Origin of the sequence: Chitinophaga flava (genome assembly GCF_003308995.1) — a bacterium.
Lineage (GTDB): Bacteria > Bacteroidota > Bacteroidia > Chitinophagales > Chitinophagaceae > Chitinophaga > Chitinophaga flava.
This window is the reverse complement of sequence record NZ_QFFJ01000001.1, coordinates 291,284-315,078: the sequence shown is the minus strand read 5'-3', so window position 1 is coordinate 315,078 and position 23,795 is coordinate 291,284. Positions and strand designations below refer to the sequence as shown.

General features: G+C 46.3%; 19 protein-coding genes and 1 tRNA gene. 12 read left to right on the top strand and 8 right to left on the bottom strand.

Going from position 1 to position 23,795, the window contains the following annotated elements; all coding sequences use genetic code 11:
- Nucleotide 1 precedes the first annotated feature (1 nt).
- Nucleotides 2–724, top strand: coding sequence for a tRNA1(Val) (adenine(37)-N6)-methyltransferase (locus DF182_RS01125; protein WP_113613855.1), 723 nt, complete (start codon nt 2–4; stop codon nt 722–724).
- Here DF182_RS01125 and DF182_RS01120 read toward each other — a convergent pair.
- Nucleotides 719–1,930, bottom strand: a complete 1,212-nt coding sequence (locus DF182_RS01120) for an NAD(P)-dependent oxidoreductase (protein ID WP_113613854.1) — start codon at nt 1,928–1,930, stop codon at nt 719–721. The two genes, DF182_RS01125 and DF182_RS01120, sit on opposite strands and share 6 nt — an antisense overlap.
- Nucleotides 1,931–2,057: 127 nt before the next feature.
- On the opposite strand from DF182_RS01120, the gene DF182_RS01115 reads away from it, so the two are divergent.
- The 3 genes from DF182_RS01115 to DF182_RS01105 all read left to right on the top strand — a co-directional run bounded on the left by DF182_RS01115 (nt 2,058) and on the right by DF182_RS01105 (nt 3,638).
- Nucleotides 2,058–2,144 (top strand) — tRNA-Leu (locus DF182_RS01115).
- 641 nt (nt 2,145–2,785) lie between these two features.
- A complete protein-coding gene (locus DF182_RS01110) occupies nt 2,786–3,094 on the top strand; it encodes an RNA recognition motif domain-containing protein (RefSeq protein WP_113613853.1) in 309 nt (102 codons plus the stop codon).
- A gap of 154 nt (nt 3,095–3,248) precedes the next feature.
- Entirely contained in the window at nt 3,249–3,638 is a 390-nt protein-coding gene (locus DF182_RS01105; protein WP_113613852.1) for a TlpA family protein disulfide reductase, read from the top strand.
- A gap of 76 nt (nt 3,639–3,714) precedes the next feature.
- On the opposite strand, the gene DF182_RS01100 is transcribed toward DF182_RS01105, so the two are convergent.
- The 3 genes from DF182_RS01100 to DF182_RS01090 all read right to left on the bottom strand — a co-directional run bounded on the left by DF182_RS01100 (nt 3,715) and on the right by DF182_RS01090 (nt 8,091).
- Nucleotides 3,715–5,967, bottom strand: coding sequence for a hypothetical protein (locus DF182_RS01100; protein ID WP_113613851.1), 2,253 nt, complete (start codon nt 5,965–5,967; stop codon nt 3,715–3,717).
- Between the two features lie 86 nt (nt 5,968–6,053).
- Nucleotides 6,054–7,709 (bottom strand): serine hydrolase, encoded by a 1,656-nt coding sequence (locus DF182_RS01095; protein WP_113613850.1) that lies wholly within the window; start codon nt 7,707–7,709, stop codon nt 6,054–6,056.
- A 43-nt stretch (nt 7,710–7,752) separates the two neighbouring features.
- The gene (locus tag DF182_RS01090) at nt 7,753–8,091 is read right to left on the bottom strand and encodes a DUF6249 domain-containing protein (RefSeq protein ID WP_113613849.1); all 339 of its coding nucleotides are present in this window, start codon (nt 8,089–8,091) and stop codon (nt 7,753–7,755) included.
- A gap of 123 nt (nt 8,092–8,214) precedes the next feature.
- Here DF182_RS01090 and DF182_RS01085 point away from each other — a divergent pair, with 123 nt between their 5' ends.
- The 8 genes from DF182_RS01085 to DF182_RS01050 all read left to right on the top strand — a co-directional run bounded on the left by DF182_RS01085 (nt 8,215) and on the right by DF182_RS01050 (nt 13,523).
- The gene (locus DF182_RS01085) at nt 8,215–8,790 is read left to right on the top strand and encodes an RNA polymerase sigma factor (RefSeq protein ID WP_113613848.1); all 576 of its coding nucleotides are present in this window, start codon (nt 8,215–8,217) and stop codon (nt 8,788–8,790) included.
- A complete protein-coding gene (locus DF182_RS01080; RefSeq protein ID WP_113613847.1) occupies nt 8,787–9,113 on the top strand; it encodes a hypothetical protein in 327 nt (108 codons plus the stop codon). Before DF182_RS01085 ends, DF182_RS01080 begins: the two co-directional genes overlap by 4 nt.
- 78 nt (nt 9,114–9,191) lie before the next feature.
- Nucleotides 9,192–9,692 carry a hypothetical protein gene (locus DF182_RS01075; protein WP_113613846.1) on the top strand — a complete coding sequence of 167 codons (501 nt, stop codon included), beginning with the start codon at nt 9,192–9,194 and terminating at the stop codon, nt 9,690–9,692.
- A 9-nt stretch (nt 9,693–9,701) separates the two neighbouring features.
- Nucleotides 9,702–9,884 carry a LytTR family transcriptional regulator DNA-binding domain-containing protein gene (locus tag DF182_RS01070; RefSeq protein ID WP_113613845.1) on the top strand — a complete coding sequence of 61 codons (183 nt, stop codon included), beginning with the start codon at nt 9,702–9,704 and terminating at the stop codon, nt 9,882–9,884.
- Between the two features lie 141 nt (nt 9,885–10,025).
- The gene (locus DF182_RS01065) at nt 10,026–10,490 is read left to right on the top strand and encodes a DUF4268 domain-containing protein (protein WP_113613844.1); all 465 of its coding nucleotides are present in this window, start codon (nt 10,026–10,028) and stop codon (nt 10,488–10,490) included.
- A gap of 358 nt (nt 10,491–10,848) precedes the next feature.
- Nucleotides 10,849–11,682, top strand: a complete 834-nt coding sequence (locus DF182_RS01060; protein ID WP_113613843.1) for a phytanoyl-CoA dioxygenase family protein — start codon at nt 10,849–10,851, stop codon at nt 11,680–11,682.
- A 263-nt stretch (nt 11,683–11,945) separates the two neighbouring features.
- Complete coding sequence (locus tag DF182_RS01055; protein ID WP_113613842.1) at nt 11,946–12,500, top strand: GNAT family N-acetyltransferase; 555 nt, start codon at nt 11,946–11,948, stop codon at nt 12,498–12,500.
- Between the two features lie 162 nt (nt 12,501–12,662).
- Entirely contained in the window at nt 12,663–13,523 is an 861-nt protein-coding gene (locus DF182_RS01050) for a hypothetical protein (protein ID WP_113613841.1), read from the top strand.
- Between the two features lie 74 nt (nt 13,524–13,597).
- On the opposite strand, the gene DF182_RS01045 is transcribed toward DF182_RS01050, so the two are convergent.
- The 4 genes from DF182_RS01045 to DF182_RS01030 all read right to left on the bottom strand — a co-directional run bounded on the left by DF182_RS01045 (nt 13,598) and on the right by DF182_RS01030 (nt 23,783).
- Entirely contained in the window at nt 13,598–14,053 is a 456-nt protein-coding gene (locus tag DF182_RS01045) for a hotdog fold thioesterase (protein WP_113613840.1), read from the bottom strand.
- A gap of 116 nt (nt 14,054–14,169) precedes the next feature.
- On the bottom strand, nt 14,170–16,152 hold the full coding sequence (locus DF182_RS01040) for an OmpA family protein (RefSeq protein WP_113613839.1): 1,983 nt from the start codon (nt 16,150–16,152) through the stop codon (nt 14,170–14,172).
- Nucleotides 16,153–16,172: 20 nt separating this feature from the next.
- Nucleotides 16,173–17,141 carry a PorP/SprF family type IX secretion system membrane protein gene (locus DF182_RS01035; protein WP_113616725.1) on the bottom strand — a complete coding sequence of 323 codons (969 nt, stop codon included), beginning with the start codon at nt 17,139–17,141 and terminating at the stop codon, nt 16,173–16,175.
- Nucleotides 17,142–17,195: 54 nt separating this feature from the next.
- Nucleotides 17,196–23,783 carry a DUF7507 domain-containing protein gene (locus DF182_RS01030; protein ID WP_113613838.1) on the bottom strand — a complete coding sequence of 2,196 codons (6,588 nt, stop codon included), beginning with the start codon at nt 23,781–23,783 and terminating at the stop codon, nt 17,196–17,198.
- Nucleotides 23,784–23,795: the final 12 nt, after the last annotated feature.

Here is a 23,795-nt window from a genome sequence, read left to right as displayed (position 1 = left end):
AATGGCTAATACATTTTTCCAATTCAAGCAGTTTAAGGTAGATCAGGCGCATTGCGCGATGAAAGTATGTACAGACGCCTGTATACAGGGTGCTTTTACCGCGCAGTACCTGTCTGCTACTGATATAACGGTGTCGGCTATACTGGATATAGGAGCCGGCACCGGTCTGCTTAGCCTGATGCTGGCACAGGAGGTGCCGGTACCGGTAACGGCTGTAGAGCTGGACCCCGCAGCTGCTATGCAGGCTGCGGCTAATTTTCAGGCTTCACCATGGGCGGACCGTCTGGTGCTAACGCAGGAGGATATACGAAAAATGACGGCCCCTCAGCCTTTTGATTTTATTATCACTAACCCACCGTTTTATGAAGCTGCTCTGAAGAGCGGGCATGCGCAGAAAGACCAGGCCATGCATGCCACCAACCTTAGTTATGCCGACCTGTTGGACGCTATCGGCCGTAATCTCCGGGAGGGAGGTGAGTTTTCAGTGTTATTACCCTATGTGCAGTTTGAAGTGTTCACGGCATTGGCATCAACAAAAGGTTATCATCTCCGGAAAATATTACGCGTAAAACAAAGTGTAAAACACGGGTATTTCCGGGCCACCGGTATCTTCAGCAAAACCCAGGGCCATACTGAGACAGAAGAGTTGGCCATTTATGATGAAAACAACCATTATACTCCTGCCTTTGAGGCCTTGCTGCGGCCTTATTACCTCAAGTTATAGGGGATGTACGTAGTCTTCGAGATAGGCGAACGGCTCGGTAAGCATTCCGTTTGCCGCGATGGTAGCCTGGGCTATCATGGGGCTATGTTCCCTCAGTAATTCTTCAAAAACATATTTCATGATCTGGTCACCGAAGTACTGGGAGGCATCCCGGGGCAGTTCGTTGGGCAGGTTGCTTACACACATCATATCCACTGTATCAGGGAGATAGGGTGCTGTTTGTTGCATGGTGGCTTTTATTACGCCATATACAGGGTCTTCAATGGTGCTGTCGCCCAGGTTGCAGGGTACGGAGCCGTTGGTATCATCTGTAATGTCGGCGATCACCCGGATGCGGAAGTTTTCTTTTTTCAGGTCATCCGGAGAGAACAGGGGAGGGATGTTATGGTCCCAGTAAATGCCGTTCATCAGTATATCGCTGACCGTTACATATGGGCGGAAGCGGCATTCATAGCTTTCGGGATGGGCGTGAAAGTCGGCCCGGCTATATGTTTTATCATTTTTGCGCAGATAAAGTTCTCCGGCTTTCAATTGGGTATAAACGGGATAGGCGTATTGATTGATGAGATATTCTTCCGGCGGGATGTATTTGATACCCAGGAGTCCCATGATCTCCAGCACGCCCGCAGCCACGCGGCCAGAGCCGGTGAGGACGATTTTCATCGGAGGCAATTTGATGCCGAAATAATGAGAGATCAGTTCCTGGAAGTCGTGGCAGGTATGTACCGGCTTAAAAGAGAAGGTGCCTGTTTTCCGGCCTAAGGCCTGCAATCCATTATGCGCGCCCACTACTCCGGCAAAGAAGCCGAAGCCCAGGATCCGCTGTCCGTCGGGGTGCACGAGGCATTCATAATCTATCAGTGTGATATTTTTTTCCAGGATTACCTGCAGCATATGCTGGTTATACGGTTGTTTCTTTTTGGTATGGCTAAAGAAAAGGTAGGTTTTGTTAGCGATGAGATATTCCGGCGGTACTTCCTTGATACCCAACAGCAGCTGGCACTGGCCGAGATCTTCCTGCAGTGTGATGCCCGCCCTTTGATATTCTTCATCCTTAAAACAGCGATGGGAGGAGGGTTGTACCAGTATTTCCACCTGCGGGAAATGGTGCATGATCCATTGGCATTGTTTGGGCGTAAAAGCCACACGGTTGTCGTGTGGTTGTTTTTCTTCCCTGATAAGTCCTATTGAGATCTTTTTTTCCATACTTCAATTTACTGTAAATTCTTACGCAAGAATTTTTTGCGAATAGTTGAAATTTATTTTGCAGATTAAAAAAAGATTTTCTACATTTGCATCCCGCAATTGACGCGGAGAGGTCTTGTAAAAGATTGCCCAGATGGCGGAATTGGTAGACGCGCTAGACTCAAAATCTTGTTTCGGCAACGGAGTGCAGGTTCGATTCCTGTTCTGGGCACCACAAAAAAAAACCGCTCTAAGAGCGGTTTTTTTTTGACTATCAATGTAATGTCAAGGCCTACACGGAATGGGCAAAAATCTATTACCCATTAGAATGGGGTAACCCAAAGATCAACTGCAAAAAAATCAAAATAAGGAAGCATTATCAATCATTGAGGCAAAGAAGTCACAATTAGATTGCTGGAATTAGATCGACTTTAAAGAAGGTAGGTCGAATTGCTTATGATAATGCTGATCTTTAATGTGCTGTAGATGCTTTTATTCAAATTGTAACTCCTAAATCCATAATAAAGGATGCATTATCGAATATTTATTATCTCTATTGTTGATCTTATAATCCCAGCCGGTGTTATCGCTTATAGCTGATATGGTGCCTGGGCCGGGTTACGAGTTCTCCGGACTTCCGCTGTAATTCCGGAGGTAATGGACGGTTAAATTGATATGAAAGGCCTGGGGGCGGTGATGGGGGCTATTTTAGTAAGTTATCTATTATCCCCCATAAATTAATCCTGTAATATCCAATTTATTGCCCTACCTTTAACAAGGTAATATTTGGCTTCTTCTGATTTAGTTTGGGCTTCTTTTTTCTTCCTCAGCCCCTGTTTTTCAGTAGTATATATGTGTTGAATTAAAATTATATTTGTGAATATTTTTGTAGGTAATATAGGCGACAGAACAACTGAAGATGAGATATGGTCTTTATTTGACCCATTTGGAGTTGTATATAGTATTAATGTGGCTTATGATAAGTACAGTGGCCGTTCTAAAGGCTTTGCATTCGTTGAAATGCCAGACGATTCCAATGCAGTACAGGCAATTAAGGAACTGAATAATTCAGTAGTTAATGGCCAGACAATAGTAGTGTATGAGGCTCGTCCAAAACCTGAAAGACCAGAAAATAATCGTTTCTCCAGATCCGGCCCAAGGCCTGGATTTAGACCCAGATACTAATAGTTTGATGTTTTAGAACGTCAATTACCGTTATCTGTTAAGAGAACAGAAGAGCAAAGCTACAAACTACGTTAAGTAGTTTGTAGCTTTGCTCTTATTTTTCTATGTACCAATAGTAGCTCCCCATACTGAATTTCCCACTTTATTGGCAATAATGGGGGATGGAGTCAGGTATAATTCCGGTAAAGTGATTTACATGGACTTCTGGGCCAGCTGGTGTGCTCCCTGCCGCTATGAGATGAAAAATGGCAGCCCTAAACTACATGAGAAATTTAAGGATAATAAGGATGTGGTTTTCCTTTACATCAGTGTAGATGATAAAGAAGCGTCCTGGAGAAAAGCCATCGAGGATGATAAAATAGAAGGTATTCACCTGTTGTCTGTTGGTGGTATGAAAAGCGCCGTTGCTAAAGCCTTTAATATCCAGGGTGTTCCACGCGATGTGATCATTGGAAGAGACGGAAAAATATTTGACAGTGATGCTTCGCGGCCAAGTGAAGACAAAACGCCAGCAAGAATTGAAGAAGCGTTAAGCGTTCAGTAAAAAAGGATTTTTATAAATATGCTCATTGTAAATATGGAAAATAAAAACGCCGGAGATCATCTCCTGCGTTTTCATTTTATGCTTCCGCTAATTGCCTTAACGCATAGGCTTCATACGGCAAGCCATACGGCTTAAATATCTCAATAAGATTGATAAATCCAGGATCCTTTGCAGTTAGATCCGCTGCTGCCAACAAGGCTTTCTTCCTGATTGGCGTGATATCGTCCAACGCAGTTTCACTTTTGAACAACACCTCCAATATTGTCCGCAGGTAACTGATCTGTTTCAACGAGTACATAGCAGGTAGTGCATCGATGAGTGACTCCATATTCTTTTCCAATACATCAGGTCTGGATTTACGCAGCACCACTAAAATATATTCGTGTACGTTATCGATGTCACCAGTGAAAGGCATCATGTTACAGTAGTCATCATCGAGTGCTTCATGATTGGCTAGTGCATGTAATAACTCCGTCAGCCAGGCATCCTGGGCGTTTTGGGAGGTGAGTAGTACCAGCTGTGCTGCCATCACAAAACGGACAAATGCATCTGCTTCAGTATCGAATGCTGTAGAATAAGTTGCAAGCAGTTTATTGTTTTGATCCCTGATGGCATAAAAATCCGTCAGTGAATAGATGGCGTATCCTCTTCTTGTGCTGCTGTGCTCCGTGTTTTGCCACTCATTTAGCAGGAATTGCTCTGTAGCATCATTGCCAGCATATACCAGTATGTATTGCGCCATACGAGCAACGTCAGTGTCATCATTAACAGCCCACTGCAGAAGCGTAGACTCCAAAGGAGCAATAGCCCCGATCAGCTCCGTGTATAAATCACCCATATCACTGATATAAGTTAAGTCGAGGATGGTATACAGGAATTCTACCAGTCGCAGTTGCACAGCCGGCAAGTGTTGATAGTGGGGCAGCATGCGCGCCAGTATCGCTGCTACTTTGAATGTCGATGCATACAAGGTGCCTTGTTGTTCTATCTCCTTCCAGAGCATTTCGCTGGCTATACTGGCTACTGTTTCGTCTTCCGAAAGCATGCCGTTGATACCAATTGGGAGTTCGGCCCCGCCATCGCTATGGTAGGCGTCGATGGTCTCCCAGTCGATGGTCTCCAGCTCTTTCTGCAGGTATACGGGTACTTCCAGTGCATACAGTTTATGTTTAGCATTCAATTCATCGTAGTGCCGGTTGAACAGGACTGCCACACTTTCCCAATCAGTGCGGGTGGTATTTACATCATAACCACCCCAGGAAGGTATAAAGGCATCCCATCTTATCAACCGGAAATGATCATCCAGTTCCTCTGTGACGGTAAGTTGCCGTAACATTTGTCCAGCCGGGTCGTAAAGGCGCCAGGTGCCGGTACCATCACCATTATTAGTGAAGTCGATGAGCGTGCTGCCCCCGGCAGCATAGTAGACGGCACTTTCGGGGATGCTGTGTTTGTCGGCGGAGAGATGCCCTTCACAAACCAGTTCGCCGTTAAAATATCTTCGCTTATGAACAGCAGATAACTCTTCCCGGCGTACGGAATAAAGCTCCTGGCCTGCTTTATCAAAATACGTGTTGGTCACATCTTTTTTCTTGTTGCGATGAACCGTTCGGACTTTCGCGACAGGCGTGGCTGTACCCCTGTAGTAGTAACTATTCTCGTAGTCGTTGGGATCGTCTTTATCATACAGATAGGAGATGGTTAACGCGCCGTCTTCATACCGGTAGTCTTCCAACACACCACCGGAAGTGTTGTAAACTCTATGTACCACCGTGTTGCCATTCAGATCCCATTCAAAATATTCACCAATATAATTGCCGATACGGGTATCGACCGTGCCCATTATCCAGTTGGTTGCAGAGTAGGGTAATCTGACAAAATGCGCGCGTGCAGGAACATTGTCGGGTCTTTCCGGCAAGGGATCGCCATCAGAACTCACCTCATTGTTATCTCTGTCGAAATAATGTTGGGCATTGTAAATGTATTCGTCTACATAGTCAAATTCCGCGGCCCATACATTAGCGCCGTTGTTGGGAGGAAAATATTCAGGAGTAGGATGGTCACTTTTTATCAGGCGTAACGGGCCTACATATTTATCACCGCCATACCATTCACCATCCTGTGATACAGTGCCATCGGGGTGAAAACGTTGGGTAGGGTAGGGAGGGATACCATCACGGTAATCGATGGTTACCCAGTGGTAGCCTTCTATATGCCATATTTTCCAAAGGCCAATGCGTTGATTGTTTTCATTGGTTTCGCCAAACAGCCATTCTTTGTCCGCATCATTGTAGACGGCGCCTTCGGGGACAGTAATAGGTCTTTCCATTGCTTTGAGGTGTGGATTTTTGCTCCCCAAGATATTATATTTTTTTTCAGTAGGTGATTATTGGTGTTTATTTTTCCCTGTAATTTTCAATGACCGTGACTATCTACAATCAATGCTTTCATTTCACCCTGCTGCAGTTTTGTAAGTCCTGTAACATGGTGTTGAGCGTTGAGGTTAAAAATGATTACGGCGTCTAAGTCCCGCGCGAAAAATTTATGTGTTTCAAAAGGTATCAGTTCTTTTTTATCGTTCCCTACCTGTCCATACAGGCGGCCATCTTCCAGCTTCACTTCGAAAACAGGTCCGGGATTAAACTGGTATTTTCCGGTATAGGCCGACAGTTGTTGGGGAGACACGATGATCCTCTTTAAAGTGCTCACACGATCACTATTGGCGATGCCTTTTATCGGTAGTTCTGTTCCTTCCTGTGTGAAACTGGTCACTTGCCCTTTTTGATTCCGTTCAAACCGGAGATTGGTAAGACTAGCATTGATGCGGAAAAGGTCTCTTCCCAACGGGATCAGCCGGGCCTTTAGTGCACCGGGGTTATAATACATCAGGTTTCCATCCTGACAGGCCACCGTTTTCCTTGATCCATCTTCCAGCACGTAGGTATGCTGATAAGCAGAGCGTTCACTTTCAGTGAGTGTTATCTCCGTATAGTCGTAAGGTTTAGATAGTAAGGTAGCCAGCATCCGTGAGGCTAAGATATCCGGATCGGGCGCATTCTCACGGTTTGTCAAAATAGCGGCGAATAATTTTTCATCCGGCAGATACACTACATAGGCGACAAATCCGTTTACGATTCCTATGTGTTTGATACTACGGCTTCCTTGTACATTTCCGATAGCCCATCCATAACCATAGCCCGTTAATCGGCCATTGGACAGCCGGGAGGAAGCATACGCCTTTTCCAGGGCGGCGTGACTCACCACTTTCCCGCTCATCAGGGCCTGATACCATTTCAGGAGGTCATCTGCATTAGATAACAGAGAGCCCGCAGCATATGGTAATGTCATGCTGAGGAAGCCAGCATTTTCATAATGGTTACCAGTATATTTATAACCGGGTACCCGTTGCGGGATGATGGTGACAGCATCATCATAAAATGAGTGGGTCATGCTCAGGGGTTGAAAGAAATTTTCGTTGATATAGGTAGCATAGGATTTTCCGGTGATCTGCTCTATGATATATCCCAGTAGTACATATCCGGAGTTGCTATAACTGAACGCCGTTCCCGGTTCAAAATCCAGTGGTTCGTTCCTGAAGAAATCGACGAGTTCCCGGGCTGAAAGGTCCTGGCGTTGCTGTTCACGGGTAAATTTGCTTAAGCCGGTATAATTTTTTATGCCTGCTGTGTGCGTGAGTAGTTGTGCTATATGGATGTCGGCCCCGCGGGGATAATCCGGGATAAACCTGGTGACCGGATCTTGCAGCGACAACTTTCCCTGTTGCGCCAGGGTAAGAATAGCGCAAGCGGTAAACTGCTTGGTAACAGAGCCCAGACGGAACACCTGATCCGGTTGCATATCGATGTTCAGCTCCAGGTTGGCTTTACCCAAAGCCTTCCTGTAAAGTACCTGATTGTTGCGGGCAATGAGTACTACGCCACCAGGCTCGTTGGCGGGAAAACTGCTGGTTAATAATGAGTCAAATAACTTTATATTATCCTGTCCGGTGGCCGGTACCGGCAAATAAAACGCCATGATCAGGCATAGAAAAGCCGTAGACGAGATCTTCATTTATATATATATTTTGGGAGATGAAAGAAAAGGCCGGTGTACTTTATTTCCGTTTGTGCAACTTCTTCAGCAGAAAATACGATAACAGTAAGCCCAGTCCGGTGAACAGAAATATGAAAAATATGATAACAAAGCCTCCCAGTATCGGAAACGTGGGCATACTGAAAAGGCCGGCTACCAATCCCAGCGTAATACTGATACATACTATTCCCAGGGTTAATATCAGTGGCTTGAAGTCGACGGTTCCTTTAAAAAAGTCTGCCGGCAGGCCTTTTTCAATAATGGCTATTCTTTCCTTGTGACGAGTGGTAAAATAATAGTAACTAATACCAAAAGTCGCCAGTGACAGGGCTATGAAGAATGCGGCAGATGTGGTTTGCATAGTGCGTGATATTTGTTAATCGAGTGTAAGACTCGCTCAAAAGAAAAGTGGTCACATTTTGTGACCTGTTTCTGGAAAAATAGTCTAAGTTAGAACGATCAGCCAAGCAAAGCCCAACAGCACATGTTACTTGACCGCAAACACAAGGAGGAAGACTATTACTTGCAACAGGCCATTCAGGGTAACAGGAAAGGGTTTGAATACCTGGTGACCACCTATAAAGATCTGGCATATACGATTGCCAGGAATATTGTGTTGAATAAGGAGGATGCGGAAGAAGTGGTACAAGATGCCTTCGTAAAGGCTTTCGGCGCATTGGGGGATTTCCGGAAAGCGGCTAAATTTTCCACCTGGCTATACCGCATTGTATACAATACCGCTCTTACAAAAGAGCATGCCCGGAAAGCGGTGACTATTCCTGTTGATGATGGAGTCTGGTGGCCTGCAGAAGCCGTGAGCACGGGCTCCTTAACACAGACAGATCGCAAACGATACATCGACCTGGCGCTTCGCCAGTTGACAGAAGATGAACGTGTAGTGATCACCCTCTATTATCTGGGTGAAAAAGATATTACGGAAATTGCGGCGATACTGGCATTGAAAAAATCAGCCATTAAGATGCGGTTGCTGAGAGGCCGGAAAAGCATGAAGGCCGCATTGGAATTACTACTACCTAAAGAAGTAAAAGACTTGTTATGAATACACGCAGAAAAATATCTGCCGATCCGCTTTCCCCTATCATGCAGGAAAAAGGGCTGGACACCTGCCCGGAAGGACTATCGGCCCGACTAACGGAGATGACAGTACGAAGCTATAAACGAAATTATAGTGCGATATATAAAAGAGAAGAATGGCCTGGCAAAATCATCCTGGCCATACTGCTGCTGCTCAATAGCTGGATGCTGTATGTGCTAGTACCTGGTCACGTGCATCCGGTACTGATAGCTGGCTTAGTAGGCTTTATTATAGCAACATTCGTCTTAATCCGATTAAACAAAAGCTTGCAACAACCGAATAGATAAAAAAACAAGCTATAAAAAAAGCGGAAAAAGGCCGCCCTCATCCCTTATTTTTGCAAGGTTGTAGTAAAATAGTGCTCAATGGATTTAGAGATGTTATTAGATACTTTTAGTGGTGGTATAAGTGAGCTGGAGAATATCAGGTGTATGGCAGAGACACTAATGAGAACATGTTATACTGATGTATTATTGTTGAAAGAAATGTCCTTACAGGAAGAGCTTTCTTTAGATTTTATTCAACAAGTGGAAGACCGCTTTTTGCGGAATGATTTTAGAAAGATTAAAGAATATAGTTTTTCAAACAGATATCTTCAGAAATATTGTTTAAAGGTTATCTCATTTTTTGATTCTTATGAATATTATCCGGGATCCCTGTTAAGTATGGGTAAGGATAATCTTTTTGTGATCTTAAAAGAAGGTTACCAAAATAATAAGCGTCGGGGATATCTGGCAGATGTTTGTGCCCGGGTAGGCCGCAATATGGAAGAAGCCTGGATGGCAGCTTCACAAGTATATGCAAAAACAGAAATGGAGTTGTTGAAATGTCAGAATAGAAGAAAGGAAACCACTACCTCAAAATAATTTCACCTCATTAGGATAATCAAGTATACTTATTTCATCCGGGTGCACAAATCTTTTGTACTCGCTATCCAGTATATAACCATGATCCACTACAATGTGGTGTACATGGCGCATACCAAAGAAATGATCCCGATAGGTTCCAGCTACCGGGAGGCTTTCATGAGCAGGATGAAAGACAAGATCATGACCTGATGTTGTTAACAGCATGCAGGTTCGATTTCTGTTCGTGTAAAACGAATTTTATATAAATGAAAGTATTCGGGGCTTTTTATGCTAGCCTGGCACAATGATGTTCCTGTATTGTATTTTTGCAGGAAGAATTTAAGAGAGACCATGTATTCCAAAGAGGAAGTATCCAAACAAAAGCAGGCGTTCTGGACGGCATTTGGCCGCTATATGAAACCAGTATTATCAGCAGATGGGGAGATCATCAGCTGGTCTAATTACAAAACAGGCATACCCGGTATATTCTTTAAACTGGATGCAGAAAACAGATATGTATGTATCTCTATCCTGATTACACAGGCGGATCCACAGCTGCATGCAGCTTTTTATGAATGCTTTGAAATGCAGAAAAAAATGCTGGAAAACGCATTGGGAGAAACTGACTGGGAATGGGAACAGGATATTACGGATGACTACGGCAAGAACATCAGCAGAATCGGCAAGCGGGTTGACGGCATATCTATACTTCGCACAGAAGACTGGCCAGCACTGATATCTTTCCTTAAAGAGAGGATTGTAGCACTGGACGAGTATTGGAGTACAGCAAAATATGCATTTGAAGCATTACTGTAATTACCGCTATTAAATAAAAAAAACCTGTAGCAACAATCATTGTTACAGGTTTTTTTATTTACAGATTCGGCTTACTTCCCGCTGCATTGCTTACTGCAGGCAATATTGCTAATGTTGCAGAAGGAAATGAATGCAGGAACATCCTGGTTGCAAACATTGTTTTTCATCACTATGATATCAGGCATGAAAAACCTTTAGTGCCCGTTAACTCAGTGTTAACAGGGGGATCATATTTGTGATAACTAACCATCGCCCATTAACCCAGTTCGATGATGGAAGCATATCCGAACTGATATACATAAGTAAAAAAGTGTAACCCAACTTTTACCCTATTTTTTCATTATTAAATTGTTTTGTTATGTATCTGGCTACCATGCAAATTGAGCAGTTCAAAGAGAAAGGATATCTGTTAATTGAAAATCTGTTTGATGAGAGAGAGGTGGAGTTGATACGGACAGAGATGTTGCAGGTGATTGCTGAAGACTGTCCGCGGCGTATACTCGAGAAAAACGGAAGTGTGCGGTCCTTTTTTGCTCCCGACCATAGCAATGAGATATTCGAAAAGATCGTGAAGCTGAAGCGGCTGGTAATACCCGCTGCACAATTGATCGGGACTGATGTATATGCGCATCAGACAAAAATCAATTCCAAGTCGGCTATGACCGGCGACTGGTGGGAATGGCATCAGGACTATACCTACTGGAAGAAAGATGACGGGATGCCTGCGGCTGACGTGCTGACTGCGATGATTTATCTGAATGATGTCAACGAATTCAACGGGCCGATGTTACTGATACCAGGTTCGCATAAAATCGGTACAGTCGATGAAGGAGAAAATATATCCGGTGACGGGGAAAATGGAAACAACTGGTTTGAAGAATATAAAACCAGCACCTTTTATATGACAGCCCTCACCGCAGATCTCAAGTATACCTTAAAACAAGAAGAGATTGCCAGATGGGCAAAACAGAGAGGAATAGAATCCGCCAAAGGTCCGGCAGGATCTGTTTTATTCTTTCATGGTAATGTGTTTCATGCATCTTCCAACAATCTTTCTCCCTGGGACAGATATTCGTTTCTCGTTACCTATAATAGTGTAAACAATCAACTGGAAGCGGTAGAAAAGCCAAGGCCGGAATTTATAGCCAGCCGGAACTTTGATAAAATAGTTCCTGTCCATGATCATCTGTAGTGATTAAAAGTCTTTATGTGTGTAGGCTATGGAATCTGCGACCAGATTCTGATGGCTATTCCCGCTAATCAGCTTATAGTGTTTTTTCGGCCGGTCCTGTTTATTATGGGGCCGGCATATGGAGATCAGTATGGGATTACTGCGTAAACAGCAGGTAACATGGAGTGCTCCTTCAGTATCAACTGAACGTGTCTACAACTATATAAAGGCTAAATAAGTCCGGAAGCTCAGACGATAAATAGATTTTGAAACGCTTGTCTTTTATGAGACAAGTGTTTCCCCTACTTTTGCTGCAATATTTTATTGCGATGACGGACACATTCAAACTAAGACTTATCCAACCGGGAGAATTACCGTTGGTGCTGCAGCTGCTAAAAGAAGCAGCCATTGCAATTCAGGCTAAAGGACTGGACCAGTGGGATGTATGGCTTGATCCCCCACAAGAAAAAATCAGCTGGATAGAAGAGGGATTGGCGCAGCAAGAATTTTTTGCTGTAGAGAATCAGGACAATGAACTGGTAGGCGTGTTTCGCCTGGCGGATAAAGATCTTCTTTATTGGGGAGAACAAGATGTAATGGCAGGTTATGTGCATTCACTGGTAGTCAGAAAACAGTTTGCTGGCCGGCAATTGGGAACAATCATATTAAACATGGTTGAAGATAAACTGCTTGCTGAAGGATGTCATTTGTTCCGGCTGGACTGTAATGCCGGCAATGCTTGGCTTTGCAGCTATTATGAACAGCAGGGATTTAGGAAAGTAGGGGAGGTAAAAATGCCACATTCCCTGAATAATTTGTATGAAAAGCAGATTGGTTAATGCATGGTGAAGTTTTCATGTTAAATTATATGAATATTTAACTGCCGCATATTTTGTAAATTTGGATATCTGAAATTGTAAGACCCGCTTTTTCAGCGTGTAATTGTATACCCATATGTACTTAGTCATCAACCTTGCTGGACAAAATATATCCTATAATTTATGAAAATGAAACATGCCATTCTGCTGAAAACAGGAGTAGCTTTATTTGTACTGGCTGCCGTATCCTGTAAAAAAAATGAGACCACAGAGCCTCCGATACCTATTGATCCTCCTGTAGTTTCTTATCTGCCGGTTACCGTTTATGACGATGGTATGCCTGCTGATAGTTTTGTGTATAATGATGATAACACAGTGGCTAAACTGTATTATTATTATAACAAGGATACCAAAAAGTATGCTCAAACAGTCACGTTTAAATATACTAATGGCAAATGTGTTGGCATGGAAAGGGCCCAAAATGATGTAGTGTATCAGACGGATGCCCTGGTATATAAGGGTAACAAAGTGACTAATTATACTACCTATATGGGCGGCAGAAAAGACTCCGCTTTTCTGACCCTGGATAACCGGAATATGGTGACTCTGGATGGATCAAAAGATACACTGAGGGGCAGTGACTTTGAATCAATGGATTATACAGAATTTACCTATGCTAACGGTAACCTCGTGAGTCATCTTCATCAGCATTATTATAAGGATAACGGTTCTTCCAATTCAGTTAAAGGAGAGGCGACCTATTCCTATGATGACAAAGCGAACACCTTACAGTATTTCTTCGCTGTCAATCCATACATCGCATTTATACTCAGCTGGGAAGAAGGCAATATGTTTTCAACTGGTAGAAACAACCTGACAAAATTGATGGTAGTATCAACTTCAGGTTCAGTCGTTAAATCAACCGATACTTATAAAATCACGAATATTTTTGATGAAAAAACGGGTCTGTTAAGCAAGCAGCAGCTTACTGAAAATGACAAACCCATGGGGGAACGTACTTACAGATTTATCAAAATTAAATAAGCTAAGTTTAATGAATTGAAAGAGGCGTCTCATGATATTGAGACGTCTCTTTTATTTTTGCTGTTGCCACATGGCTATTGGGCACCCGCCATAAATGCTTCTTTTTCCAGCACAGCCACCATATGCCGGCAGATACAGATCAGCCGCTGCTGATCGTCGGTGATTTTTATTTCCCAGATATGACTTCTCCGGCCCAGATGAATAGGGGTGGCAGTGCCATACACATATCCTTCTCTGGCGCTTCTTACATGATTGGCATTGATCTCCATGCCTACACAAATCTCCTTAGCCGGATCTATCACCAGCGTAGAGGCAATGCTGCCCACTGTTTCCGCCAATGCCACTGAAGCGCCGCCGTGCAGGATACCATAGGTTTGTACGGTGCGATGGTCTACGGGCATGCGTATACGAAGATAGTTATTGCCTGCCTCCGTGAACTCCATACCCAGGTGTTCATTCATAGTGGAGCGGCCTTTTGCATTCAATTCGAGGATGTTGACTTCCGAATGCCAGATAGGTGCTTGTTCCATAACGATTTTTTATTCACCGGATGAAGGTATTGATTTCAGGGGATATTCAGGGTAAAGCATAAAAAAGAGGCACTTCGATACCGAAGTGCCTCCGCTGTAATAGTCGTCGCGTGAAATTATAATTTCAGAATGATAAACTCGGTTCTGCGGTTAGCGAGGTGTTCGGCTTCTGTGCATTTTACGCCATTGGCGCAATGGTTAACCAGTTTGGTTTCTCCATATCCTTTCGCTGTCAGGCGTTGAGCATTGATACCTTTTTTAACCAGGTATGCTACGGTGGCGGCTGCACGACGTTGTGACAAGCCCATGTTAAACGCATCATTAGCCCTGGAATCGGTATGGGCACCCAGTTCTATCTCCCAGGTAGGGTTGTCTTGCAGCAGGGTTACCAGTTTGTCCAGCTCTCTGGCTGCATCCGGACGGATATCGGATTTACCCAGGTCGAAGTAAATATTATCCAGTTTGAAAGGTACATGCAGTGGGGTTTGTTCCATCTGTTTGTCCCTTTTGATGTCGACCGATGTTGTATATCCTTTCAGGGAAAGGGTATCATGGTTGATGGCGGTATATTTTGATTTTACATAACTCAGTTCATATACGCCACCGCTGTCGGCAGGGAACTGATATTGGCCATTATCGCTGGTCATTACCTGTATAACATTGCCTGTTATTTTGTGGGTAAGGCTAACGGCTACCTGTGGTATTGGCCTGTTGGAAGCCCTGTCGGTGACAATACCGCTGATGCTGAATTGTGGTGCAGGCGTCGGTTTGGGAGCAGGCGGGGTAGCTTTGATGAACCGGTAAATATCGTCGCTGCCTTTGCCGCCATCACGGTTGGATGCGAAATACAGGGCGCTGTCCAGCAGTGCAGGTGCAAAGTCATCGTAGCGGCTGTTGATGGGCACTCCCTGGTGAACGATGTTCCATCCACCGGCTTGTTGGGTGGCTTTAAAGATATCCAGTCCGCCTAGTCCCGGATGGCCATCACTGGCGAAGTAAAGGTTGCCGGCTGCATCAAAAGTGGGTGTCCGCTCATTACCGGGGGTATTGATTTGCGGGCCCATATTCACCGGATTGCTCCAGCTGTTGCCGGTTTTAACCGCATAATAAATATCGGTGCCTCCCTGCTGGCCGGGGCCGGTGTTAGACACAAAGTATAGCGTATCTCCGGCGGGGCTGATCCAGGGATCACCTACAGAATACTGCAGGGTAGCATTAAATGGCAGTTCAGGGGAAACAACCCATTGCTGCTGATCATTCAGGGTGATCTCTTTCACGCTGATGTTCATGGTCAGGATAGAATCTTTTCCCAGTGCAGAACCTGGCCTTTTTTTCAGGGTGGTTATAGCCAGATACATCGTGTTGCCGTTACCGTTATAGGAGGCGTTGGAGCTGTGATAGGCTCCGTTGATGGTTTTCTTTTCGAGCGGTTTTATATCTGTGCTGTCTCCATTGCTTTCGTACAGATGCAGGTAACTGTTGCCAGTCCAGGTGTACATTTTCTTTTTGATATTCTCATTTTCGAAGAAAGCGGATTTGAGCACTTCCCGGAATGGACGGTCAGAAGCAAAGATGTATTTGTTGTGGTAGCGGGTAATGCTCCAGTCTGAATAGGGTGAATTGAGGGCCTGCATGTTTTCCAGGGTACCTTTAACAGGTTGGCCCAGCCAGGTGGCGGCCATACGGCAACCTTCCTGCATTTGCAGTGCCAGCTTGTTGCCGGAATCAGCCAGAAGGTAGTGTTGAAGATGACTGGCAGCTACTTCGTATTTACCATTGTTCATCAGGATGGCTGCGTAATGCAGTTCATCGGCGGGTGTATATCCCTGAGTTTCCCATAGATGGGCATACCATATTTCTGCCTGCTGATAATCTTTCGTCAGGCGGTAGCTGTCAGCAGCCCCCTGTGCGGCTTTGGCACTGGGCTTTTTGCGAAATGCTTTTTCGAAAAGTGGTTTGGCTTTTTCGAAATTATAGAGCTGATAGGCGTTTAACGCTTCCCTGTAGGCATATTGTGCTTTTGCCTGCCGGCTGAAACCTGCGCCTGCCATCAGCAGGAGCAGGTAAGGAACAAACTTGCTTTGTCCGGTTAATTTCATACAACGATCATTATACAGGGTTAGAAATAGCGGGGAGACATCATTCTGGCGTTTCTCCGTTTAAAGAAATAACCGATGGAAAACTCATGGGTAGGGTAGTTGGTAGCTACCGTTCCATTCATGGTCATATCATAAGCATAGCCTACACGAAGTTTGTCGTTGACAAATACTTCGGCCATGAATACCAGCGCAGCTGGTTTTTTCAGGCTTTCCTGCAGATTGGATTTGCGCAGGAAGGCCGTGCGATAAGAGGCTCCTATCCACAACTTCTCACTGATCAGCAAAAAGGTGTTCAGGTCTATGCTGGTAGGACCAGCCAGATCTTCCTTAAACAATATGCTGGGTTTCAGCAACAGCTGTTCTGACAGTGGAACAAGCCCGCCCATGGTAAAATACAGGTGTGGCTTCAACGGCAGGTATTCTTTCATGGCAGCGGATTTCTGGAAGGACTGCGCCAGCAGGTTGCTGGCGGAGATGCCCGCATAGAATTTTTCCCGGTGATAGAAAATACCAAAGCGGGCATCCGGCAGCGTTCTGTTGTTTTCTCCGCTCATCAGTGCAGGATCGGTTACGGAAGAAGAGGTGGTCAGCAATGAAACGTCCAGCCGCTGCTGGAGGAAACCGGCACTGATACCTAATGACAGCCTGGAAGAACCGTCTTCATTCATGGGAATACGATAAGCATAGGTAGCATATACGGAGGTGGTGCTGGAAGCACCCAGTTTATCACTCATCGCCTGTAAGCCCAGACCCACGCGGTCATTGTTGGCACTACCGTCTACTGCTACTGAAAACGTTTTGGGTGCGCCGGGGTAATTGGTCCACTGGTTGCGGTAAAACGCATGGATGTTCCATTGCTCCCTGTAGCCGGCGTAGGCCGGGTTAACGTATATGCCGTTAAACATATACTGACTAAACTGCGCATCCTGCTGTGCGGAGGCGGTAACTCCGCACAGGATGAAGATCAGAACAGATAGGGCTTTATTCATAGATAATCTTTTCAGCATAAAATGTTGCATGATAGTTCATTGATTTCACGGTGATTATCGCACCAGCTGTACCCATCCTTTCAGCGATACTTTGCCGTTGGAAGTAGGACAAACCAGTTCATAGTAATAGGTACCTTCATGGAGCTGAGAACCATCCCATTCATTACGGTAATCGTTGGAACGGTATACTACGTTGCCCCAGCGGTTGAATATCACCAGACTTGATCCAGGGTACTTGTCTATGCCGAGGATGATGAACTTGTCGTTGATACCATCTCCGTTAGGTGTAAAGGCGGTAGGCACAAATATGTCAGCCCCTTTTATATCCGAACCGGCGGTAGCGGTATTATTGGTCATATCCGGATCATCGTTGGCGCCGGCTACAGTGGCTGTATTCTCTACCTTGCCTCCGCTGATCAGTTTAGCGGTCACCAGTAATTTGGCGGTCTGCTGAGGAGCCAGGGAATCCAGTTTCCAGGTCATGGTTTTGGATACCGGCTCATAGCTGGCTTTACCTGTTGCTGTTTCAGTTTTGATTTCGGTGTCACCGATATTCTGAGCCAGTATATCGGTCACGACTACACGACTGGCGCCTTTGCGGCTGTTGTTGGTTACTGTCAGCTCAAACACGATATTCTTGCCTACAGCAATTTCTGCCTGCGGAGTAACCAGTACCTTTTTAATGGCCAGGTCTACCAGACGTTTGGTGACATCTACAGTAACAGTAGATACATTGGACATAAACCCTGACTGGTCCTGGATATAGTAGGTGAACTGATCGGTGCCGCCGAAGCCTGGCTCCGGTGTATACGTTACCGTGCCATCCTGGTTGTCTTTTACTGTACCATGTTTTGGCAGGTCTTTAATGTAGACGGTATGACCGGTATTACCATAGATATCATTTTTGATGACATTGATGGTCACGGGCTCTGGTTCTTCGGTAGAAGCGGCATCATCGTTGGTATGCAGCGGTACAGGTACCGGAGTGACGGTGCTGCTGTTATTGGTGGCTACACGGTCTGTTTCGTTGCCCCTGATGGTGGCGGTGTTGGCGTAGCTGCCGGTTTTATTGACCGTAGCGGTGATGGTCAGCTGAGCGGTAGCCTGATTGGCGAGCTGGCCGATGGTCCATGAACCGGTAGTGGCAGAATAGTTGCCTGTAGATGCATTTGCGGACTTGAAGGTATATCCTGCTGGCAGTATATCCGTTACCGTGATACCTGTTGCATCGCTGGGGCCGTTGTTGCCGGCAACGATGGTGAAGGTCACATCGGAACCATGTGGAGGTGCCATATTAGACACCGTCTTGGTTACTTTCAGGTCTGCTACCGGATCAGGAGTGATGGTCACTGTGCTGCTGTTATTGCTGGCGTCGGGATCTTTCTCATTGCCTTTAACGGTGGCGGTATTGGTGTAGTTACCGGTCGTATTCACCAACGCATCTATTTTCAGTGTTACTGTTTCTCCGGCGTTCATATTACCGATGGTCCACAGACCGGTGCTGCTGTTATAGTTGCCTTTGGCCGTGGTGGCTTGTTGGAAGCTGAAGCCGCTCTGGATAACATCGGTAACCTGTACATTGGTGGCATTGCTGGCACCATTATTTTTTACAGTGATGGTGAAGGTCACCGGATCGCCGGTGCCAGGCACCAGCGTGCTGACGGTTTTATTCACCTGCAGGTCCGCTACCGGCACCGGTATGGGTGGGGTAATGGCGCTTTCATCATCGGCAGGTGTTTTATCCTTTTCGTTTCCTTTTATGATCGCTTTGTTGTTGTAGTCGCCGGAAGGTAGTACAGTGGCTTTTATCTGCAGGGTAGCAGACTGGCCGTTGGCGAGATTGCCAATGGTCCATTTGCCGGAAGCATTATCATAAGTACCGGCTGAAGGTATAGCCAGATCAAAGTGGTAGCCGGATTGCAGTATGTCCGTTACCGTTACCCCCGTAGCGTTGGAAGGGCCGTTGTTGCTGGCGGTGATGGTAAAGGTTACCTGGCTGCTGACATCCGGTGTGCTGTTGCTGATTGTTTTTACCACACTGAGGTTAGCCACCGGTGTAGGCGTTGGCGTTACTGTGCTGGTATTATTGGTTGGTACGCGATCAACTTCATTGCCAGCGATGGTGGCGGTGTTGCTGTAGCTGCCGCTCGCCAGCACTGTGGCTTGTATGGTGAGAGTAGCGGTTGCGTTCTGTGTAAGCATACCAATATTCCAGCTGCCGGCGGTGTAGGTGCCAGTGGCTGTGTTGCTGTTTACCAGTGCGTAGCCGGCTGGCAGTACGTCTGTTACGATAACGCCGGTAGCTTTGCTGGGGCCGTGGTTGGTAGCCTGAATGGTGAAGGTTACGATCTCACCAACATCAGGCGTGCTGTTGTCTACTGTTTTAGTTACTTCCAGATCACTCACTGCAACACGGGTTACAGTAGCATCCTGCTGATTGTTGGTCAGGTTAGGATCATATTCTGTACCGGCGATAGTGGCGGTATTGGTGTAGTTGCCTTCCGGATTAACCGTAGCCGTGATTTGCAGGGTCTGGCTGGTACCGCTGTTCATGGTACCGATGTTCCATTGGCCGGAGACATTATCATAGCCTGCAGCAGGAGTAGCGCTCACGAAGCTGAAGCCGGTTGGGAGCAGGTCTGTTACTACCACGTTGGTGGCGGTACTGGGCCCGTTGTTGGTGGCTGTCAGCGTGAAGGTTACATTGCTGGCTGCATCTGCGGTTGTCTTGTCAACTGTTTTCAGCACTACCAGGTCTGTCACGGGTCTTACCTGTGGAGGAGGAATGGTAGCGGTATTATCGCTGTTATCGTTGTCTTTTACTGGTGAACTGATGGTGGCTGTGTTGTTGTAATCACCGGTTGGCAGCACTTTGGCGGTGATGGTCAGCGTTTGAACATCTGCGTTGGCCATATTGCCGATAGTCCAGATACCGGTGGTTTCATCATAAGTGCCGGCAGTGGTTGTTTTAGCGGTGAACTGGTAACCGTTTTTCAGTATATCCGTTACCGTTACACCTGTTGCTGCGCTGGGACCATTGTTAGTGGCGGTAATCGTAAAGGTGACTGAAGAACCGGCATCGGGTTTATCGTTGCTGATGGTTTTGGTCACTTTAAGATTGGCCATAGGAACGAGCACCGGTGTTACAGTGCTGCTGTTGTTGGCAGGATTGCGGTCCGCTTCTGTTCCGCTGATAGTAGCAGTATTGCTATAGTTGCCGGTAGCCTTAACGGTAGCGCTGATAGTCATGTTGACGATAGCATTTGCATCCATCGCTCCGATGTTCCAGATACCACTGCCACTGTTGAAGGTACCCTGGCCGGGTGTGGAGCTAACGAAGGTGTAACCATCGGGCAATACATCGGTTACTTTTACGCCAGTAGCCTTGCTGGGACCATGATTGATAGCTTTGATCGTAAAGGTGATGGTCTCGCCGGCATCCGGGGTATTGTTGCTCACGGATTTAACCACTTCCAGATCGGTAACAGGAGTGCGGGTAACTGTAGCGCTGCCGCTGTTGTTGTTTGGCTGCGGATCGTATTCGTCACCTGCAACGGTTGCTGTATTGGTGTAATCTCCCTCCGGGTTGACGGTAGCGGTAATATCCAGTTGCAGGCTGCTGTTGGCAGGCATGTTGCCGATTGTCCATACACCATTGCTGTAAGTAGCCAGGGAAGCTGCTTTGAAGGTGAAGCCGCTGGGCAGCAGATCATTTACTTTCACATTGGTGGCATCACTGACACCTTTGTTGGTGACGGTCAATGTAAACTTCACATCGCTGCCTGCATCCGCCACTGATTTATCTACCTGTTTGGTGATAGCCAGGTCTGTGATCTGTCTTACTGTTGGTGTAACTGTTGCGGTATTGTTGGGCAGATAGGTATCTCTCTCATCTGCTTTGGCGGTAACGGTGTTGCTGTAATTACCGGTGGGCTTTACTTTAGCCGTAATAGTCAGTGTTTCAGGGGCAGCCACTGGCAGCAGCGGCATTTTCCACTGTCCGGTAACCGCATCATAGGCGCCTTTGCTGGGAGTAGCAGATATAAACTGATATCCATCTGGCAGCAGATCGGTTACCACCACGTTGGTGGCCTGGTTAAAGCCTGTGTTATTTACCTTGATGGTAAACACCACTGTGGAACCGGCATCCGGGGTAGGGTTGTTAACTGTTTTAGTTACTCCCAGGTCCACAAGATTTGATACAGTGGGTGTTACAGAAGAAGTATTGTTGCCCGGCACTTTATCTTTTTCGGTAGCAGTAACAGTCGCTGTGTTGGTGTAATTGCCAATTGGATTCACAGTCACCGTTAATTTCAGTGTTTCGGTCTGGCCTTTGGACATGAGGCCTACATTCCATACGCCAGCGGAATAGGTGCCAGCAGAAGGAAAGATGGTGGTCATCGTATAGCCGTTGGGGATAGCATCGGTTACCTTTACATTGGTAGCCTTGCTGGGTCCGTTGTTGGTGACAGTAATGGTGAAGTTGACAGTGGAACCTACTTCAGGAGTGGCATTGTCAATCGTTTTATTGACTGACAGATCAGCCACCTGGGCTACCACTACACTGGTGTTGGCGTTATTGTTTGTCAGTGTGGTTTCATCTTCAACACCATATACATGTGCTCCGAAATTGTAATTAGCATCCGGCAGCAGCGTGGCAACTATTTTCAGCATGATGGTTGACCCTGCAGTAAGATTACCTATGGTCCATATACCAGTCACCGGATCATAGCTGGCTTTGTCTTTAGACACAAGTGTATAGCCATTCGGGAGCTGAAGGTTCTCTACTGTTACGCCGGTAGCGTCACTGGGACCATTATTTTTGATGTTGATATTAAACGTAAGGTTATTACCTACATCCGGTGTGCCTGTGGGGACGATGGTCACCTGCAGGTCGGTACGTGGTTTCACCGTTGGTGGGGGAACAGTGGCTACATCATTGGCCGGATTGGTGTCATTGTCGGTGGTGATGATAGAAGCAGTATTGCCATAGCTGCCGGTAGGCTTGAAGTTGGCTGTCAGCGTGAGCGTCACTTCTTCATCTTTCAACAAAGTACCAATCTTCCACAAACCAGTGACAGCATCAAATGTTCCTTTGCCAGGAGTTGCATTCCAGTTGGTATATCCGTTTGGAAGCACATCGGTTACATTGGCATCATAACAGTTGTTAGGTCCGTAGTTCCTCACCTTGATGATGAACGTCGCCGGATCTCCCGGATATATTGGATTGGTGGTGGTCACGATTTGTTTGGTGACACCCAGGTCAACTTTTTCTTTTGGTACAATCGTCACGGTAGCCACGTTATTACCTGGTGCCGGATCATCTTCGTTCGCATTAATGGTGGCAGTATTGGTAAAATTGGACCGGTCAATATCTGCTGTTACGGTGGTAGCAAGCGTTTGTGTCAGGGTGGTGCTGGCAGCCATATTGCCGATATTCCAGGTGTATTGCCGCAGTCCGGGATCATAGATGACACCGGAAGGCAACGTGCCGGAAGGCTCAAGACCGGCAGGCATTTTATCGGTAACCACTACGCCGGTGGCGTCGCTGAGGCCGGCGTTTTTAGCGGTCAGCGTATAAGTGACCACATCTCCTACATTGGGCTTGGGATTGTCAACAGTTTTGGTGATCTGTGCATCAGCGGCGGGTTTGGGTGTGAGCGTAACAGTCGCACTGTTGTTGCCGGTATTGATATCTTCCGGAATATTACAGGAAGCAGTATTCGAGAAATTTCCGCTTGCTTTTACGAATGCGGTGATGGTGAGCACTCTTTGTTCACCGGCTTTTAATTTTCCGATTGTCCATACAGTATTGTCGTAGCTGGTGCCTCCCGGAACATTGGCACTCTGGATCGTAAATCCGTCTCCGGGTGCTTCGGGCACGGTAACGCCTATAGCATCTCCTGCACCTATGTTGGTGGCGGTAATGGTAAATACTACCGTGGTGCCTACATAAGGTGTTAGGTTCGAAACGGTTTTGGTGATCTGTATATCCGGTCTTTCAATTTTCACCGGTGTAGGTGAATTATCATCGGAGGCGGTGCCATTATGATTGGCATCGGGCTCAAGACCATTGACAGATATGTCTGACACAACAGAGCCGCCGGCATTACCGGTAGCAGTAGCCTGTGTATTGAAGGTGCCATACTGGCCATTGTTTTTAAGGTTGACTATGACCGTCACAGTAGCGGTGGAGCCGGCAGCCAGTGTATTCGTTCCCGTTAGTAAGCTGGTGTTGCCACCTGTCCCTGTAAAGGAACCATTAGCAGTGACGCCATTGGCAGACACTGACTTTATGGTAAACGCCATCGGCGCCGGAAAAGTGGCAGAGAGGTCTGCCACCGTCTGTACCTGTGTAAGTGCTATACCACCTAAATTCTGAATCGTATAGGTGTAAGTGATATTATAGCTGCCATCAGGCTGTAAATCCGGTGCGCCCGCCGCCACGGCAACGCCTATGGCGGGGAACTGGAAAGTGGCGGAAGCAATATCACTCACCGGAGTAGCACCTACGGAAGCAGTTCCGCTGGCGCCGGTAGTGTTTTTATAGGTTCCGGTCTGGGCCTTTGCTCCGGCCAGAAAAGCCAGCAGGAGTAGAGCAGTCAACCGGTATTTTACGGCAAGGAATGTTTTCTTGGTCATAGGTTTATTGTT

Excerpts from the sequence above, each read along its gene's own strand:
- DF182_RS01090 (WP_113613849.1), bottom strand. The coding sequence starts at position 8,091 with ATGCAAACCACATCTGCCGCATTCTTCATAGCCCTGTCACTGGCGACT.
- DF182_RS01045 (WP_113613840.1), bottom strand. The coding sequence starts at position 14,053 with ATGGAACAAGCACCTATCTGGCATTCGGAAGTCAACATCCTCGAATTG.
- DF182_RS01085 (WP_113613848.1), top strand. The coding sequence starts at position 8,215 with ATGTTACTTGACCGCAAACACAAGGAGGAAGACTATTACTTGCAACAG.
- DF182_RS01065 (WP_113613844.1), top strand. The coding sequence starts at position 10,026 with ATGTATTCCAAAGAGGAAGTATCCAAACAAAAGCAGGCGTTCTGGACG.
- DF182_RS01095 (WP_113613850.1), bottom strand. The coding sequence starts at position 7,709 with ATGAAGATCTCGTCTACGGCTTTTCTATGCCTGATCATGGCGTTTTAT.
- DF182_RS01040 (WP_113613839.1), bottom strand. The coding sequence starts at position 16,152 with ATGAAATTAACCGGACAAAGCAAGTTTGTTCCTTACCTGCTCCTGCTG.
- DF182_RS01060 (WP_113613843.1), top strand. The coding sequence starts at position 10,849 with ATGTATCTGGCTACCATGCAAATTGAGCAGTTCAAAGAGAAAGGATAT.
- DF182_RS01125 (WP_113613855.1), top strand. The coding sequence starts at position 2 with ATGGCTAATACATTTTTCCAATTCAAGCAGTTTAAGGTAGATCAGGCG.
- DF182_RS01055 (WP_113613842.1), top strand. The coding sequence starts at position 11,946 with ATGAGACAAGTGTTTCCCCTACTTTTGCTGCAATATTTTATTGCGATG.
- DF182_RS01105 (WP_113613852.1), top strand. The coding sequence starts at position 3,249 with ATGGGGGATGGAGTCAGGTATAATTCCGGTAAAGTGATTTACATGGAC.
- DF182_RS01100 (WP_113613851.1), bottom strand. The coding sequence starts at position 5,967 with ATGGAAAGACCTATTACTGTCCCCGAAGGCGCCGTCTACAATGATGCG.
- DF182_RS01030 (WP_113613838.1), bottom strand. The coding sequence starts at position 23,783 with ATGACCAAGAAAACATTCCTTGCCGTAAAATACCGGTTGACTGCTCTA.
- DF182_RS01075 (WP_113613846.1), top strand. The coding sequence starts at position 9,192 with ATGGATTTAGAGATGTTATTAGATACTTTTAGTGGTGGTATAAGTGAG.
- DF182_RS01080 (WP_113613847.1), top strand. The coding sequence starts at position 8,787 with ATGAATACACGCAGAAAAATATCTGCCGATCCGCTTTCCCCTATCATG.
- DF182_RS01035 (WP_113616725.1), bottom strand. The coding sequence starts at position 17,141 with ATGAATAAAGCCCTATCTGTTCTGATCTTCATCCTGTGCGGAGTTACC.
- DF182_RS01050 (WP_113613841.1), top strand. The coding sequence starts at position 12,663 with ATGAAAATGAAACATGCCATTCTGCTGAAAACAGGAGTAGCTTTATTT.
- DF182_RS01120 (WP_113613854.1), bottom strand. The coding sequence starts at position 1,930 with ATGGAAAAAAAGATCTCAATAGGACTTATCAGGGAAGAAAAACAACCA.